This window comes from Peribacillus sp. FSL E2-0159, assembly GCF_038643155.1.
Taxonomy (GTDB): domain Bacteria; phylum Bacillota; class Bacilli; order Bacillales; family DSM-1321; genus Peribacillus; species Peribacillus simplex.
In genome coordinates this window covers 4,860,781-4,876,222 of record NZ_CP152053.1, presented here as the reverse complement: position 1 = coordinate 4,876,222, position 15,442 = coordinate 4,860,781, and the positions used below count along the sequence as shown (strand labels likewise).

The 15,442-nt window shown below is 42.9% G+C and carries 15 protein-coding genes; 7 read left to right on the top strand and 8 right to left on the bottom strand.

The genetic code is table 11. The features are described from left to right. The first annotated feature begins 80 nt into the window (after window positions 1–80). Together NYE63_RS23765 and NYE63_RS23760 are read left to right on the top strand one after the other, a co-directional pair. Window positions 81–227 carry a hypothetical protein gene (locus tag NYE63_RS23765; RefSeq protein ID WP_141994063.1) on the top strand — a complete coding sequence of 49 codons (147 nt, stop codon included), beginning with the start codon at window positions 81–83 and terminating at the stop codon, window positions 225–227. 115 nt (window positions 228–342) lie between these two features. Then, window positions 343–1,308, top strand: a complete 966-nt coding sequence (locus NYE63_RS23760) for a quinone oxidoreductase (protein WP_342602994.1) — start codon at window positions 343–345, stop codon at window positions 1,306–1,308. 399 nt (window positions 1,309–1,707) lie between these two features. Here the strand turns inward: NYE63_RS23760 and NYE63_RS23755 are convergent, their stop codons facing one another. Continuing rightward, window positions 1,708–3,099 (bottom strand): hypothetical protein, encoded by a 1,392-nt coding sequence (locus tag NYE63_RS23755; protein WP_342602993.1) that lies wholly within the window; start codon window positions 3,097–3,099, stop codon window positions 1,708–1,710. Window positions 3,100–3,285: 186 nt separating this feature from the next. On the opposite strand from NYE63_RS23755, the gene NYE63_RS23750 reads away from it, so the two are divergent. Further along, window positions 3,286–5,088 carry a hypothetical protein gene (locus NYE63_RS23750; RefSeq protein WP_342602992.1) on the top strand — a complete coding sequence of 601 codons (1,803 nt, stop codon included), beginning with the start codon at window positions 3,286–3,288 and terminating at the stop codon, window positions 5,086–5,088. Window positions 5,089–5,210: 122 nt separating this feature from the next. On the opposite strand, the gene NYE63_RS23745 is transcribed toward NYE63_RS23750, so the two are convergent. Continuing rightward, window positions 5,211–5,903 carry an FHA domain-containing protein gene (locus NYE63_RS23745; protein WP_342602991.1) on the bottom strand — a complete coding sequence of 231 codons (693 nt, stop codon included), beginning with the start codon at window positions 5,901–5,903 and terminating at the stop codon, window positions 5,211–5,213. Between the two features lie 178 nt (window positions 5,904–6,081). Here NYE63_RS23745 and NYE63_RS23740 point away from each other — a divergent pair, with 178 nt between their 5' ends. From NYE63_RS23740 to NYE63_RS23730, 3 genes are all read left to right on the top strand, one after another. After that, window positions 6,082–6,213, top strand: a complete 132-nt coding sequence (locus tag NYE63_RS23740; RefSeq protein ID WP_260399529.1) for a hypothetical protein — start codon at window positions 6,082–6,084, stop codon at window positions 6,211–6,213. A 548-nt stretch (window positions 6,214–6,761) separates the two neighbouring features. Beyond that, a complete protein-coding gene (locus NYE63_RS23735) occupies window positions 6,762–7,190 on the top strand; it encodes a hypothetical protein (RefSeq protein WP_342602990.1) in 429 nt (142 codons plus the stop codon). Window positions 7,191–7,783: 593 nt separating this feature from the next. Beyond that, on the top strand, window positions 7,784–9,241 hold the full coding sequence (locus tag NYE63_RS23730) for a YdiU family protein (RefSeq protein ID WP_328103559.1): 1,458 nt from the start codon (window positions 7,784–7,786) through the stop codon (window positions 9,239–9,241). 101 nt (window positions 9,242–9,342) lie between these two features. Here the strand turns inward: NYE63_RS23730 and NYE63_RS23725 are convergent, their stop codons facing one another. Then, window positions 9,343–9,771: a MarR family transcriptional regulator gene (locus tag NYE63_RS23725; protein WP_342602989.1), complete on the bottom strand. Its 429-nt coding sequence runs from the start codon at window positions 9,769–9,771 to the stop codon at window positions 9,343–9,345. Between the two features lie 119 nt (window positions 9,772–9,890). Here NYE63_RS23725 and NYE63_RS23720 point away from each other — a divergent pair, with 119 nt between their 5' ends. Next, the gene (locus NYE63_RS23720; protein WP_342602988.1) at window positions 9,891–10,478 is read left to right on the top strand and encodes an NAD(P)H-dependent oxidoreductase; all 588 of its coding nucleotides are present in this window, start codon (window positions 9,891–9,893) and stop codon (window positions 10,476–10,478) included. A 68-nt stretch (window positions 10,479–10,546) separates the two neighbouring features. On the opposite strand, the gene NYE63_RS23715 is transcribed toward NYE63_RS23720, so the two are convergent. From NYE63_RS23715 to NYE63_RS23695, 5 genes are all read right to left on the bottom strand, one after another. After that, window positions 10,547–11,872, bottom strand: a complete 1,326-nt coding sequence (locus NYE63_RS23715; protein ID WP_342602987.1) for a transporter — start codon at window positions 11,870–11,872, stop codon at window positions 10,547–10,549. A gap of 3 nt (window positions 11,873–11,875) precedes the next feature. Next, window positions 11,876–12,574, bottom strand: coding sequence for an AraC family transcriptional regulator (locus tag NYE63_RS23710; protein WP_342602986.1), 699 nt, complete (start codon window positions 12,572–12,574; stop codon window positions 11,876–11,878). Beyond that, complete coding sequence (locus NYE63_RS23705) at window positions 12,571–13,338, bottom strand: histidine kinase (RefSeq protein WP_342602985.1); 768 nt, start codon at window positions 13,336–13,338, stop codon at window positions 12,571–12,573. Before NYE63_RS23705 ends, NYE63_RS23710 begins: the two co-directional genes overlap by 4 nt. Window positions 13,339–13,425: 87 nt before the next feature. Then, window positions 13,426–14,415 carry a dipeptide ABC transporter ATP-binding protein gene (locus NYE63_RS23700; protein WP_342602984.1) on the bottom strand — a complete coding sequence of 330 codons (990 nt, stop codon included), beginning with the start codon at window positions 14,413–14,415 and terminating at the stop codon, window positions 13,426–13,428. Further along, window positions 14,415–15,440, bottom strand: a complete 1,026-nt coding sequence (locus NYE63_RS23695; RefSeq protein WP_342602983.1) for an ABC transporter ATP-binding protein — start codon at window positions 15,438–15,440, stop codon at window positions 14,415–14,417. The genes NYE63_RS23700 and NYE63_RS23695 overlap by 1 nt, the downstream gene beginning before the upstream one ends. Window positions 15,441–15,442: the final 2 nt, after the last annotated feature.

Sequence of the window (15,442 nt, the reverse complement as noted above, 5' to 3'; positions counted from 1 at the left end):
GCCGGTATTTTCGAGAGTAATCGGACAAGCTAACATTAGCAGGCATTAAACATTTATTGAATTTAAGGGGAGATACGATTATGGGAAAAAAACATCGCAACCGTACCGGTTCACCGAAAAAGAATAACCATATTCCGAAAGCGGACATCATTGCAGAACATGAAGCACACGGTAAGGAATATTCTGCGAATAAACGAAAGAATGGCCCAGGTTCCAATACAGATTGAGAAACTTAATGACCGCTCTAGCCTTTAAGGTCAGGGCGGTTATTTGTGTTTCTTGCCATCAAACGGTTCATCCTATATCTTAAAGAATGAAGAACCATTGAAGGGAGTTAGGATGATGAAAGCACTTGTCTTTGATAATTTCGGCGGACCGGAAGTCCTGTCCGTAAGGGAAATTGCAGAACCTGAACATTCAAAATCAGCCGTGATTGTTCGAATGAAAGCAATCGGCTTGAATTTTGCTGATGTATATAGAAGGAAAGGGAATTATCATTTGGTGGGTGATCCCCCATTCATTTTAGGTTATGAAGGGGCCGGTGTCGTCGAATATGTCGGGGAAGATGTTCATCATGTGAAAGCAGGTGACCGTGTCGGGTTCGCTGATGTTCCCCATGCCAATGCGGAGCTGGTTTCAGTTCCAGCTGATAAACTGTTACCGCTACCTGAGGGCATTTCCTTTGAAACGGCCGCTTCCGTTTTACTTCAAGGATTGACTGCCCAATATTTAACTCATGACAGCTATTCAGTTAAAGAAGGGGAAACCATTTTGGTCCATGCCGCTGCAGGTGGAGTCGGTCAATTACTGACACAGATGATCAGGATGAAGGGCGGTCAGGTCATTGGCTTGACCTCATCAAAGGATAAAGCGGCTGTTGCCAAACAAATGGGTGCGGATCATGTTTTCCTTTACGGATCTGACTGGGTGAATTCCATTAAGGATGTAACCGGCGGTAAAGGCGTTGATGTCGTTTATGAATCAGTGGGCCAAACCTTGATGAATAGTTTCGAGGCGACCAAGACTGGAGGAACTGTGGTGTTTTTTGGGATGGCAGGCGGTGATCCAGAGAAAATCGACCCGAGAATGTTAATGGATACATCTAAGGCATTAATAGGTGGAGACCTTTGGAACGTCCTGACTACCCATGAAGAACGGACAAGAAGAACAGCAGAGCTGTTCGAATGGATTCTGTCAGGGAAAATCCTCATCAAGGAACCGACTCTTTTTTCGTTGGAAAATGGGGCGGATGCACATAGACTTCTTGAAAGCCGGAAAAGTTCGGGGAAAATATTATTAATACCATAACAAGTCATGTGGGCTTTCCATTCTAAATGGAGGCCCATTTCCTTTACCCGAATAGTGGCCTGCCGCATTCAACACCTTATTCATACTTATGATCAGAACCTTTTTCAGTTCCTTTATATAGACCCATTCTTAGACCCTTAGAATAACTCCATAATAAATGCCCTTGCCCTTACAGGGGTTATTGCCTGCCGTCAAAACAACCTGCTGCCCAAGTTCCCTTATCCACAAGATCCATATGGAATTCACGAATTCAGAGGAGAAATCCACAGTGGGCCAATCACCAAACCACAATCGTCATTCTGCAATTCACATTCAGATTTCGTTACAAGCAAAAAAAAGAGAACGGATCCGCTCTCTTGGAAAACATATGACATATTAAAAGGCTTAAACCGTGTGATTTTAAGAGGAAATGGAGAGAACATCTAGACGCTCCTTTTGGATTGCAAAATAGGATTGGAGGGTTTCCTTCTTCTTTGTGAGAGGGGAGTTCCGGACAGACGGAGCCACTGCATGATTGCCGAATTTAAGAAGCAAGGTCAGCAGCTTGTCCAACTGGCCATATGTATCGTTTCTAATGCGCGCCATATACTCGGCAGCGATCTGCTTATCATCATCGGTACTTTTCCTTTTTCCTTCTGCCCGAGATTCTTCGGTCACAGTCTTTACACGGGAAATGAGCCAATTTTCGCACCAGTCGTTCAGCACATGGCGAATGAAGTCTGCTTGATGGTACTTATGGAGAATGGGCTCCATATGTTCAGCCATTTCTAAATCATTCACTTCCCGGCAGAGAGCTTTCTCGGAAATGTTTCTATGAAAATGAGCGCGTTCAAGCAGGCTTTTGATGGATTCTGCCTGGTGGGCATACTTGACCATCTGTTCCAATGTCTCGTTGTACATGATCTTGCTTAAATAAGCAGAGGCTTGTTTTGGGGCAAGAAGTAACTGCTTATTGGCAGGAAGTGCTTGGCCAAATTTCTTAAGAGAATGAGAATAGACGTAACGTGCTAACTTCTGCAGTTCCTTTTGAATATCATTGGAGATGTTTGTCGCTTCTTGCAGAAATGAACGAAAAATAAATTTGCCGACCCGTTCCAATTCCCTGCATACGGAATCATTGATATGCCCAAGGTAGCCAGAGTTAAAAATCGTTCTCCGCAACAATGTCCGTTCCGCCCTATTTTCCTTATACTGCTCCAAGACGCCTTCGGTAAAGGTGAATACCAGAACTTCTTTCTTTGAAAAAGCCCTGCTCGCAAAAGAAATCGTCACTAAATGGCCTAAAGCGTCATGGATTGCATCGACTGTATCCAATAAGCGCTGCCTTGTGAATAGCGAGCTGGAATCAGGAATGATTTCATTATATTCGAATAGAACTTCTTCAGACTTCAAAACAGACATTCGGAATGCCCCCATAAGCAGCAGCCGTTTGCCATGAATCGTTAAGGTTTTGAAAGCATCGCTATAAAAGAAACGGTATTTCTTGCAATAACGGTCCGTCTTTCTGTTATAGCCAAGATTACTTGCAGGACCAAGGTTAAACTTATATAAAATATCTTCACCTTGATGAACAGGCACAAACACTTTTTTTAGTGAACCTTGTGGTGCGGTGAATTTATTGATGATCTGCCTTAAGTACTTTTCTGTCGTGCCGACTCCTCGGGCCATCATATGAAGCGGGCTCTGGATGACCCCGTCCCAATCACTGTGGAGCAAGGCGTACAAACATGTATCGAATTCAGTGGAAGATACATTCCTTAATAGGTATTGGTAAGTTTCTTCATAAATCATAAGGCATCCATCCTTTTTTAGAGTCTATATAAACATTAAATCGGTAAAAGTAGCATCATTGGAGTAAATAGTTTTGGAAGTTTTTTGACGTTATTTCGATATATTTTAAAAATAGTAAATTAGTTGTACAAAAGTGATAAAATGGGTAAATGGGAACATACATGACAAGGAGAGATTTTTAAAACCATGATACTTTCACTACTCGTTTTCATCTTGAAAGGAATTTTAATGAAAATACCATTTGCCTTACTGGGACTTTCCTTGATTCCGCAGAGATGGACAAACGCAATCACCAAAAAGGATATACCTTTTTTCATTGAACAAGTTCTGAGACTTTTAGTTTCTGCTGCCGTATTGTTTTTCGTTATCGATATCATGCTGCTGGATCTTACTGCCGCTGCATTCTTTTCGAGTTTTGCCATTATTCTTGGGCTCATTCTGATCATCGATTCAAGAATGTATATGTACAGTGCGAGTGAATCTTCAAGTACCCGACGGAATCGGAGGGGAGATGTCGCTGCGAAGCAACCAAAAACACCTTGGAACGTACATTTCAATAGTTTGATAGGGCTCGTTTTGATTGCAGCATGGGCCATCATGCTGTTTTACCCAATCACTTTTGCCACAGATCTGCATGGATTGGCGAAGGTCGATAAGAAAAAAGAGCTGGAAGAAGTTCAAGATATAAAAACCATGCCGCTTGTTACAGTCAAAATGGCTGACGCAAAAGGCGATGCAGCGATTAATAAAATTGAAAATGCATCATATTTCACTGAAGGCGAATACCGTTTAACCAATATAAATGATGAATTGGCTTATACATCACCAATTGAAATGGACGGGTTTCTGAAAGCAGGGAAAGCGGAATACACGCCAGGTTATAATCTGATTTCCGCCGTATCGACGGATAAAGGGGCAAGCACTGTCAAAGGGAAGATGCTGTATGCTCCCTCACAGTACCTCGATCATGATTTGGAAAGGACCATCCGCAAGAGATATCCGAATAAAATCATCCATGATTCATATTTGGAACCGAACGAAGATGGAAAGCCCTTCTTCGTAGCTTCAGTCGGACATTATTTGAAATACCGCAGCGGTCCCGTAGTGGACGGGGTGGTATTGGTGAATCCGGAAACGGGGGACACGAAATACTATCCAAAAGGAAAAGAACCTAAATGGGTGGATAGGACATTCACATTGGAAACAGCCCTGGAATATTGGACCTACTGGGGAAAATATGTTCACGGGTGGAAAAACCAGTCCCTGATTGGGCCGAAGAAAGATGTCCTGATTCCAAATGAGGATAATATGCAAGTTACGTTTAACGAAAAAGGCGAATTGATATATGTAGTGGACTTTACCCGGGCTAAATCAAAAGGCAACTCCAAAACCCTTGTAGGTTATGGTGTTTTCAATGCAAAAACCGGTGAAATGACGTACTATAAAGGCGTCACGTCCGTTCTAACTGGAAAGGAAGCAAAATCCAACGCCAATGCTAGTGAGTTTTTGTCTAAATATCCAGGCTGGAAAGCCACTAATGGAATTTTCTATACGATTTACGGTGCTCCCACTTATGTCATTCCGGTTACAAAGGGCAGCAAGTTCCAAGGAGTGGCGATTGTTTACGCCAATAGCGATAATCCTCAAGTGGTCTTTGGGAAAACGAAAGACGAAGCTTTCCGTAATTATAAAAAGCTGATTGCCTCTTTAGGGAAAGTCAGCGGTGTGACGCCTCAAAAAGGATTTGAAATGAAAGAAATAAAGGGGAAGGTAATAAGGATCAATGATGCCAATCTCTCAAATGGATACGTATTCCATTTAATCGTCGAAGGCAATGCCAAGAGGTTCTCGGTGGACCCAGGTGTCAATGCGCTATCTGATATTGTGTTGACGAATGTAGGAGACCGGGTTGTGCTGAAGGTGATGGATATGGAAGAAGACATCGTTCCAGTCGATGAATTCACTAATCTAGACTTACCAAAGAAGTGATAATGGACCAGTGGACATCGGAATGATGGATGAGTGGATACCTGCTTGCCATCTCCAATATAAACATGAAAAAAAGCATTGTTATCCGCAATGCTTTTTTTCATGTCTTCGAATGATTGTCATTATAAGTCCGATAGATTGAATGAAAGGATGGATTCCATATAATATCCCTTTTGAATGACGGCTTTTATTGCGAAGTGCCCATTTATCCGTTTCCGCACCCGGTACAGGAGTGAAGCGATTTCTTCTGCAGTCACAATTTGCTCGGGATCACCGACTCTCTCTGGCCATACTTGCTGGACAATCTCTTCCTTTGAAATAAGGTTGTCCAAATTCTCATAAAGCAGCTTAAAGCAATTGAATTCCTTAGTCGGCATTTTAATGGGTGATTCTTCATTGATGATCACGGTCTGAAGGTGCTCATTGATCGCTACGGTTTGCTGGATATCGGGGTTCACCGGCGTGAAATCCCGTGTTAAATCGTTGTCGATGGAAATCATAAATTCAATCAATCCATTAACCAAAGTAATTGAATCCCCCGGTTCAATGTGACAGGGATTGCCCGGTACGAGCGGCATCTGGTTCACCGAGGTACCGTGTTTGCTTGCCAAATCATCAATGAGTAGCTGTCCTTCCTCCATATAAATCCGGCAATGTTCCCTGGAAACAAAGTCATTGTAAAGCTTGAAATCAGCTTTGGAGTGCTGGCTTGCACGGCCGATCAGCAGGCTTTTCCCTTCAAATACATAGGCGAATTCCTCGGTTTGACCTTTGTGCATGGTCCTCAATACAACCTTGAAAGTTTTATAGATCATTCACTTCATACCCCTTAAAAAATCTGAAAATTTAAATTATTTTCATGAATTTATCATTTTGGCTACATGGCTGTTTAGTGGGTTCAATTTTATAATTATAAATTATCAGTCGCTTACTTACTAACGAAAAATGAAAAAATACAAATTAGGCACACAGCCATTATAACAAAGAGGAACGATGGATGAAGAAGAAACTCTATTTTTGCTGATATTCGCTTTGACTGTGGGAGGAGAATTTTTATGGAGTTTCCTCAAAGCCGACCAGGCAGCACCGGAAGAAGTATGCGATGAAAATGTACCTTACGCTTGAACGCAATGGAAAAGGAGTTGACCAAAGGTGAGTATGTGGAGAGATAGGATAAATGCCTTCAGCATCCTGCTGATGATCATTAGCATGATGGTATATATTATTTTTCCCCAGCCCTTTACCCTCATTCTGTACTGTATATTTGGCATTGCCTTTATCAGCCTGACTTTACTGAATTAAGCATATCCTGGATTAGAAGAGGAAGAAGACAGAAAAAGGTGGGGGAGGCATGTTGAAAACATGAATCCTCCACACGATTAGAAAGTTTCAGTTCACCTGTTTGTGAAAAATCATAGATGATATCAAAAAGCCTGCCGAATCAACGGCAGGCTTTTTTTACAAGCTAATTTTATAAAGTCCCTTTCCTTGTTTTATGATAAAAGTGATACTAAAATCACACATTTCTGTTATTTATTATAAAGTAAGTTAATTTTACAATGAAATATACCTATATTAACCACTGCTTAGTAGTAATGTTACTTAAGGAGGGTGTTGGAGTATTCCTATTATGTTTTTGAAAAAGAGAATTCAAGGGGAGGGAATAATAGTATATGAAAAAATTAATATTGGTAATAGGTGCTTTCTTGCTGCTTGGACTAATCTTAATAAATGTTTTTACTAATTCAGGAGCAATGGCACGTGATGAAATTGAAATTAATAAAACATATTTAAAAGACTCAAAAGAATTGGTGGCTGATATGAGTATCTCTGGCAACCTTCATAAAAAGAAAACGCTAGAGATAAAAACTATTTTAAAAGAGGAAAATACAATTTCCATAAAGAATGATCAAACTGGCGGTGAATTGGAGTGTATAGTAATTAATTCAAAGGGAGAAAAGGTATTCCTTGAAAAAATAAATGGCGATACAATTCGTACATTTGAATCAATGTCTGGAGAAGGAATCCTCAAACTAGTTTTAAATAGTGGGAAACATGATGCAATGATTATTATAAATGAAGATGAGCATAAAAATGACTAGGCAGAACCTTAAAATCTTGAACCAATTCCGTACGGGAGCGTAAAGCGTATCAACATTGCAAAAGCGGAACTATGATCGACAAAGATATTCTTAGGAGAAGAAGCAGGAACCCACTAAGGGTCCCTGCTTAAGTTTGTAGGCAAAAGGGGTTTTATCTAAATTTCAAAACAAAATTGATTGGAGCGGGTGTGCGAGACTCCTGCGGGAAAAGCGCGTCGAGGGGAGACCCCGCAGGCTCAAAGGCGCCAAGGAGGCACCCGGACCGCCCGCGGAAAGCGAGTGCCTGGAGTGGAATGATATTCATCGAGTTTGTCTACAGTCTGAAGCAGGAACCTATTAAGGGTCCCTGCTTTCTTTCATTCTAAAAAACCGATGAGGATATTGGCACTTTACCTCCAATCGTTTTATGAAATCCCGGGGCGTCATGGATTTAACATGACTTTAAAAGAGCCATTTTTTTGCAGAAACTGTATAATTAATAGGCAGAGGTAGACATTAAAAAATGGACTGCAACTGAGTTTTATCGCGTGTATTAACTGAATATGAGTGAAAGAACCTTTATACAAAAAGTCAAAATAAGAAAAGGAGAAACCATGACAAATGAAACGGGATGGAATTTAGACAATAGCTATGCACGTCTTCCGGAAAAGTTTTTCACGAGCACGAACCCAACTCCTGTACGTTCACCGGAGTTGGTCATTCTCAATGAGAGTTTGGCTGGAACTCTTGGTTTGGACGTTAAGTCGCTCCAAAGCGAAGATGGCGTGGCGGTGTTTGCCGGAAACGAGCTTCCTGAAGGTGCTTCGCCTCTTGCCCAAGCATACGCGGGGCATCAATTCGGTCATTTTAACATGTTAGGGGACGGCCGGGCGATATTGCTTGGCGAGCAGGTCTTGCCCGAAGGCGATAGGGTCGATATCCAGCTGAAGGGTCCAGGAAGAACGCCGTACTCCCGCGGGGGCGATGGCCGGGCTGCACTTGGACCGATGATGCGCGAATACATCATCAGCGAGGCGATGAACGGGCTCGGCATTCCTACCACCCGAAGTCTGGCAGTGGTGACGACCGGTGAAACGGTAATCCGTGAAACGGGGCTGCCTGGTGCCATCATGACCCGTGTTGCTTCGAGTCATCTTCGTGTCGGAACCTTTCAATTCGCTGCAAAATGGGGCACGATCGAGGAACTCCGGACACTTGCCGACTATGCCATTAAGCGTCATTTTCCAGACATTGAAACCGATGAAAGCCGTTATCTTTCGCTGCTGCAGGAAGTGGTCAAGCGTCAGGCAAAGCTCATTGCCCAATGGCAGCTGGTTGGCTTCATTCATGGGGTGATGAACACCGACAACATGACGATTAGCGGGGAAACCATCGATTATGGACCTTGCGCCTTCATGGATGCCTATGACCCTGCAACAGTATTCAGTTCAATTGATACACAAGGCCGCTATGCCTATGGTAACCAGCCGGTTATTGGGGGTTGGAATCTTGCGCGATTCGCTGAATCCTTATTGCCGCTGTTTCATGATGACATGGATCAGGCCGTTACACTGGCACAAGATAAGATTTCCGTTTTTAACGATCTGTATCACGCTAATTGGTTAGCGGGAATGAGGGCGAAGCTGGGGATATTCAATGAAGAGACACAGGATGAAGCCCTTATTAATGGCATCCTCAGTATGATGAAAAAGCATGGTGCCGACTATACCAATACCTTCCGTGCTTTGACCTTTGATAAAATGGAGGATACGGTCCTTTTCGGGACACCGGAATTCGCTCAGTGGCAAGAGCTATGGCAGGCAAGACTGGGCAGGCAGAAGGAATCGAAAGAATCTTCGAATCAGTTGATGCAGAACAGCAATCCTGCAGTGATCCCACGGAACCACCGGGTGGAAGAGGCATTGGAAGCGGCGGTGGAACAAGGGGACTACAGCGTGATGGAACGGCTATTGGCTGTTCTTTCAAATCCTTATGCACACTGCGAAGAACAAGCTGAATACTCGACACTGCCTGAGTCAACAAAACCTTACCGGACCTTTTGCGGTACCTGATTATAAGTTAGTTTATGCGTGCATGGAGATAATGAAGCAGCTCCCGCGATTGAAGTCGATTCTTCGTCAACTTCAATTGCGGGAGCCATTTTTGTGTTTCGTCAGTAAAAAAGTTTGGTTTGAAGAATGTCCAGGGCACGGTCAATATCCGCTAAATCTTCATTTGATGCATGCTGCAGCCGGCTTTGGAAATGGGATTCTACGATTGCAAAAGCCTCGTTCATCATCATTTCCCCCTCTTTGGAGAGACGGATGTATTGTTTCCGTCGATCTTCCGAATCACTTATTTTTTCAATTAAATTCTTTTCGCTTAATTTTTTCAATTCACGGCTCGTGTTAGGCATGGAGATATGCTGACAGTCACTGATTTCACTTGGTGTGACAGGCTGACTGACTGTTATATATTCAAGAATTTTATATTGAACCGGCGTGATGGAATCGGATTTTGCATTTTGTGTCAATTCGTTTGTGACTTGATGTACGGAAGTTGTAAATGTAACCATTTTTTCAAAAAGAGCTTTTTTGTCCATAACTTTCACCTCTTACTGAGAAGATATCAAAAGTGTTATCAAAATACAATTATCATTTGACAACAAAAAAGGTGTTGTTGTATTATTGTTATCAAATGATAAGTAAATGGGGGGACGTCATGAACGTGCTGGTCATCTACACATATCCAAATCATGAAAGCTTAAGCTATGCATTTTTAGAAAAAGTCATCAAAGGCAGTAAGGAGAACCCCAACATAAAGGGGCTCCAGGTCTTGGATTTATATGAAGAGGGCTTTAATCCGCTTTTGGAGTTCAATGAGCATAAACGAAGGCGTGATATGCACCGTGATCCTCAACTTGAAAAATATAGAAATCAAATTACCTGGGCCGACAAGATTGTCTTTGTTTATCCAATCTGGTGGGGGAGGCCTCCGGCAATGCTGATGGGATACATTGATCAATTATTTTCTGCGAATTTTGCCTACAGGGATAAAAAGGGATTGTTCCCGGAAGGCCTTCTAAAGGGAAAGTCTGTCGTATGTGTGTCCACGATGAAGGGACCTGCCAAGTATCCGCTTCTCTGGTTGAATGATGCGCATAAAATATTGATGAAAAGAGCCTTATTCAATTTTGTCGGAATCAAAAAAGTGAAGTTTTTCGAATTCGGAAATATGGAAAGCCCAAAGGGGAAACAAACTCAAAAGCTAGAAAAGGTTTATCGGTATTTCAGAAAGGTGGAAAGCTAAGTTTTTACGAATTAAAAGAGGAACCCCATTCATGTATGGAACATCATAATGAATGGGGTTTGCCGTATTCATAGTTTTGTTTTCACGAATCTCCATTTGTTCTTAATAAGCGTAAGGATCATACAAATCATCATGATCGTCAATGAAGCTAATCCGCTAAACCATATGCTTTGGAATTCACTTACATAAGGCTGGATGATGTATGAAGCCACAATGGCCAGGACCGCGCTTATCGGTATGTAATCAGCGACTTTCCCTTTGCTGAATACGATAACCAGGATGGGAGCAAGCAATGCCGAGTATATATTGCCTGAATAAAATAAGAGCTCCAATAGGTTTGGGGAATAGAAGAGTGTAGCAAAGAAGACCAATCCTCCAATACAGATTGAAAGCAGGCAGGCCATCCTTATTTTTTGCTGGTCGCTTTTTTTTGTTTTTAATGGTTCAAGAATATTGGCTACGATCAGGCTTACCAATGAATGCAGGCAGGCACCGAATGTTGAGGTGATTGCACTGAAAGCGCAGAGCACAAAAAGGATGAAAAAGAATGGTGTCGTTATTTTGTTTGCCAGTCCAGCCAGAATCGAGTGTATATCAGTGAAGCCGCCCGTAAAGATAACCATGATGAACAGGGATGAAAAGGAGAGCGGGAAGATGATCCATATAAGACCAGATAAAGAGAATGTCAATGGAACCTTTTTGATTTCTATCATGAATAATCGCTGCCATGATGTCAGGTCAAAGAAAAACTGGCCGAACCCTACAAGAAGTCCTGCAAAAAGAAAACTCCATAGATCATATTTATTGATGACGAGCATGTATGGATGGTATAAACGAATCCCATCATAAACAGGCTGAATCCCTTCTTTAACGAAAAAATATAAAGGAATTAAGATAACCGCGGCAAACATGAAGATGACTTGAAAAGCTGCGAATCCATGAATGAGCTTTAACCCGCCGAATCCAGCATAAAGGACACAAAAACCGAAGAAAAAGAACAACCCGACATAGAGCGGGGTATCGAAAAGAAACTGACATAGGGTGGACGCGGCCATTCCCTGAATGAATAAAATGTGTAAACTGGTTATGATCAGAATCACGATCAATATCCAATATCCGAGGGGATGAAGCCGGGCTTTTAAATAGTCACCGATGGTCAAACCCACGGGGAAATCCTGCCGGACCCTCTTCCCGATGAAGCTGAACATGAACAGGGCGATCGCTCCCATCAGGGCGTATCCGATCCCTCCGAAAACTCCATACTTCACCATCGATTCGGGGGATGATAATATCGTGGTTCCTGTCACCCAGCGTGCCAGGAGGGAGATGATCCCCAAACCCATCCCGATTTGAATGGGGCCTTGTACGTATTCTTGAAATGTACGTGATCGCAATGTTCATTTTCCTTTCTCGCGGAACTCCTTGGGCGTGATTCCCTCTATCTTCCGGAATAAAGTGCTGAAATAATGCTGGCTATTGAATCCCGATTTTTCAGCGACGTCTGATATGCTCCAGCTGGTGTTATTGGTTAAGGCCCTTTTAGCGGCCTTTATTCTATAGTGCATTAAATATTCCGAAAAGGAAGTGCCGACTTCTTCATGGAATTTCCTGCTTAAATAAGTCGGATTGGTATGCACTTCACGAGCGATGTCCGAAAGGGAGAGCTTTTCGGCATAATTTTCATGAATGAATGAAAGCGAATGGTGAATCAGGGTTGAATAGTTATGGGAAGATTCCCTTTTGTCATACTTAGCCAGGACTTTATGCAATTCACTTTCTATGACAGGTTTCGTTAAATAATCAACCACGCCAATCCTGATGGATTGTTGGGCATAATCGAAACTTTGATGCGCGGTCACCATTATGATTTCTACTTCATTGTTCAGTGCCCTTAGGTCTTCACCAAATTCAAGACCCGATCGCCCCGGTAGATTAATATCCAGGAAGGCGAGGTTGATTTTATGATTTTGGTTGAGGGTCAGTGCCTGACAGGCATCAGCAGCTTTGTAAAACTTCCAAAAAGGGTATATGGACTGAATCATATATTCCATTTGTTCCAGGACCAATGGTTCGTCATCAACTAATAATACATTCATTCCGGCGCCGCCTCCTCCATTTTCTTATCAAAAACCAGTGGCCATGATACCTCAACCTTTGTTCCCGATTCATTAGAAGCTATATTCAATTGTGCACGGTCATTGAAATACAAATATAAACGTTTTTGGATATTATCCAGGCCATGGCCGCCTTCGTCCGTAACGGAAGATGCATTTCCCATTAATCCATTATCCGCCACTTCCAGATACACCATCTGCGAATCCAGATAGAATCGGATATGAAGAAGGGCTTCACCCACTTTTTTTTCCAAACCGTGTTTAAACGAATTTTCCACCAAAGTCTGGAGAATGAAGGGGGGAACCAGTGCGATTGATAATGGTTCCGGGCACTCCATATCAATCTTGAGCCGATCACCGAAGCGAAGGGTCTGGATGTCGAGATAATGCTGGGTATACTGAATTTCCTGGGAAAGGGGGATCAATGGTTCTGATGCTTTATATTTGAATTTCAGGAATTGCGAAAATGCCTCTAAGGCCCGAATCAATTCAGCCGTCCTGTTCAGGCGGGCCAAGCCCAATATGACATTTAGTGTATTAAACAAAAAGTGTGGCTGGATTTGCTGGTTCAATTTATTATATTGTGCTTCTTGCAGCGCTTGCTCCAGACGGATCTCTTTGTTTTTATTTTCAAGAAGGTCGATCCTCTTCTCGAATATGAATAGAAATAAAAGAGCGATAGCTCCCATGATGGGAGCTAAAATGAAGAGCATGATAATTAAGGTGAATCCCTCGTAACTTAGCATGGAGAACCTCTGCTGGTTATATTTTTAAATAACTTGAATTATTCGTTTATTAGTATCATACTAAAGACCCCTTCGGAAATCTACAGCTTATGACACAATGTGACAAGCCACTTGATGATTTTGTGCCGATCGTTTTAGTTCGGGTAGCTGTGTTTTGCAGATATCCTGTACAAAAGGGCATCGTGTATGGAAGCGGCAGCCGCTTGGAGGGTCGATGGGTGAAGGTACATCACCCGTCAATAGGATCCGTTCCCTTTCTTGCACAGGATTCGGTACTGGGATGGCCGATAGCAATGCCCTTGTATATGGATGCTGCGGCTGTTCGAAAATGGACTTTTTATCCGCTATTTCCACTATCTTCCCGAGATACATGACCATTACCCGATCTGAGATATGTCTGACCACACCTAAATCATGTGATATGAAAAGAAAGGTAAGGTCGAACTGCCGCTGTAAGGATTTTAATAAATTCAGCACTTGCGCTTGAATGGAGACATCCAGTGCAGATACAGCTTCGTCACATATGATCAATTTTGGGTCCACTGCCAGAGCCCGCGCAATACCGACCCGCTGTCTTTGGCCGCCGCTGAATTCATGCGGGTATCTTTCCATGGATTCCGGTCTCAGCCCGACATGTCCCAATAATTCTTCAATCCTGCTCTTTCGATTTTCTTTAGGCACTACATTTTGGATAGATAAAGCTTCCCCGAGAATTTGGCCGATAGTCTGTCTAGGATTAAGCGAGGCAAATGGATCTTGAAAAATAACTTGCAGATCCTTCCTGGTACGCCTCATTTCTTTTTTTCCTAAACTCAATAAATCCTTATCCTGAAAGTGAATGCTCCCGCTTGTTGGTTCATCCAATCGAAGTATGGCCCTACCGGTAGTCGATTTTCCGCAGCCGGATTCGCCGACTATGCTTAAGGTTTCACCCTGATGGATATCGAAGGTAATGTCATCAACGGCTTTTACATGATTGATGGTTCTTCCGAAAAATCCACCCTTGATCGGAAAATATTGTTTCAATTGATCCACTTTAAGCAGAACCTTTTTCTCTGCAGCTGGTACAACCATCATTAAATTCCCACCTTCTCTTGAGCGTCATATTCTTTCTCCCATTGGGGGGTGAACATCCAGCAGCTGACCTGGGTGTTTGGGCCGATTGCCTGGAGATCCGGTACGGCTTGTTCACAAATGCTCTTCTTGTTTGCACAGCGGGGAGCGAAGCTGCATCCCTTGGGCATGTTGTAAGGACTTGGAACGGTCCCGGGAATTGTAGTCAGTTCTTCCTGGTCCATGTCCAGACGCGGAAGGGAGTTTAATAAACCAATGGTGTAAGGATGTTTTGGGTTTGTGAATATTTCCTTGGCCAAAGTGTATTCAACGATTTTCCCTGCATACATGACGGCAACCCGATCACAGGTTTCGTATACGACACCCAAATCATGAGTAATCAAAATGACAGCCGTCCCGAAATCCTTTTGCAGCGTCTTGATTAGTTCGAGGATTTGGGCTTGGATCGTAACATCCAGTGCTGTTGTAGGTTCATCCGCTATTAAAACCTCAGGGTGGCAGGCAAGTGCCATCGCAATCATGACCCTTTGCCTCATTCCGCCGCTTAGTTCATGCGGCTCCTGTTTTGCCCTTTTTTCAGGTGAGGGGATTCCGACGAGCCGAAGCATGTCGACCGCTTTATTCCATGCTTCCTTTTTTCCCAGCTTTTGATGGAGTCGGATCGCTTCTGCAATTTGCTCGCCCGCTGGATATACGGGATTCAATGATGTCATCGGCTCCTGAAATATCATCGAAATTTCATTGCCACGTATGGACCGCATCTGTTTTTCAGTCTTCGTAAGCAAGTCCTCCCCTTTAAAAAGGATGCTGCCCCCGGCAATCTTGCCGGGTGGCGATGGAATGAGCCTTAACAATGATAGTGATGTTATGCTTTTACCGCTTCCCGACTCCCCGACGATTCCAAGCGTTTCCCCTTTATTGAGGGAGAAACTGATTCCATTGACTGCTTTACTCGTTCCTTCGTCAGTGAAAAAGTGGGTCTGCAGATTTTTTACCTCCAGTATTTTATCATCAACCTGTTTCATCATCA

Bases quoted from the DNA above. Each gene is read 5' to 3' on its own strand.
- NYE63_RS23765 (WP_141994063.1), top strand. From the start codon at position 81: ATGGGAAAAAAACATCGCAACCGTACCGGTTCACCGAAAAAGAATAAC.
- NYE63_RS23760 (WP_342602994.1), top strand. From the start codon at position 343: ATGAAAGCACTTGTCTTTGATAATTTCGGCGGACCGGAAGTCCTGTCC.
- NYE63_RS23755 (WP_342602993.1), bottom strand. From the start codon at position 3,099: ATGATTTATGAAGAAACTTACCAATACCTATTAAGGAATGTATCTTCC.
- NYE63_RS23750 (WP_342602992.1), top strand. From the start codon at position 3,286: ATGATACTTTCACTACTCGTTTTCATCTTGAAAGGAATTTTAATGAAA.
- NYE63_RS23745 (WP_342602991.1), bottom strand. From the start codon at position 5,903: ATGATCTATAAAACTTTCAAGGTTGTATTGAGGACCATGCACAAAGGT.
- NYE63_RS23740 (WP_260399529.1), top strand. From the start codon at position 6,082: ATGGATGAAGAAGAAACTCTATTTTTGCTGATATTCGCTTTGACTGTG.
- NYE63_RS23735 (WP_342602990.1), top strand. From the start codon at position 6,762: ATGAAAAAATTAATATTGGTAATAGGTGCTTTCTTGCTGCTTGGACTA.
- NYE63_RS23730 (WP_328103559.1), top strand. From the start codon at position 7,784: ATGACAAATGAAACGGGATGGAATTTAGACAATAGCTATGCACGTCTT.
- NYE63_RS23725 (WP_342602989.1), bottom strand. From the start codon at position 9,771: ATGGACAAAAAAGCTCTTTTTGAAAAAATGGTTACATTTACAACTTCC.
- NYE63_RS23720 (WP_342602988.1), top strand. From the start codon at position 9,891: ATGAACGTGCTGGTCATCTACACATATCCAAATCATGAAAGCTTAAGC.
- NYE63_RS23710 (WP_342602986.1), bottom strand. From the start codon at position 12,574: ATGAATGTATTATTAGTTGATGACGAACCATTGGTCCTGGAACAAATG.
- NYE63_RS23705 (WP_342602985.1), bottom strand. From the start codon at position 13,338: ATGCTAAGTTACGAGGGATTCACCTTAATTATCATGCTCTTCATTTTA.
- NYE63_RS23700 (WP_342602984.1), bottom strand. From the start codon at position 14,415: ATGATGGTTGTACCAGCTGCAGAGAAAAAGGTTCTGCTTAAAGTGGAT.
- NYE63_RS23695 (WP_342602983.1), bottom strand. From the start codon at position 15,440: ATGATGAAACAGGTTGATGATAAAATACTGGAGGTAAAAAATCTGCAG.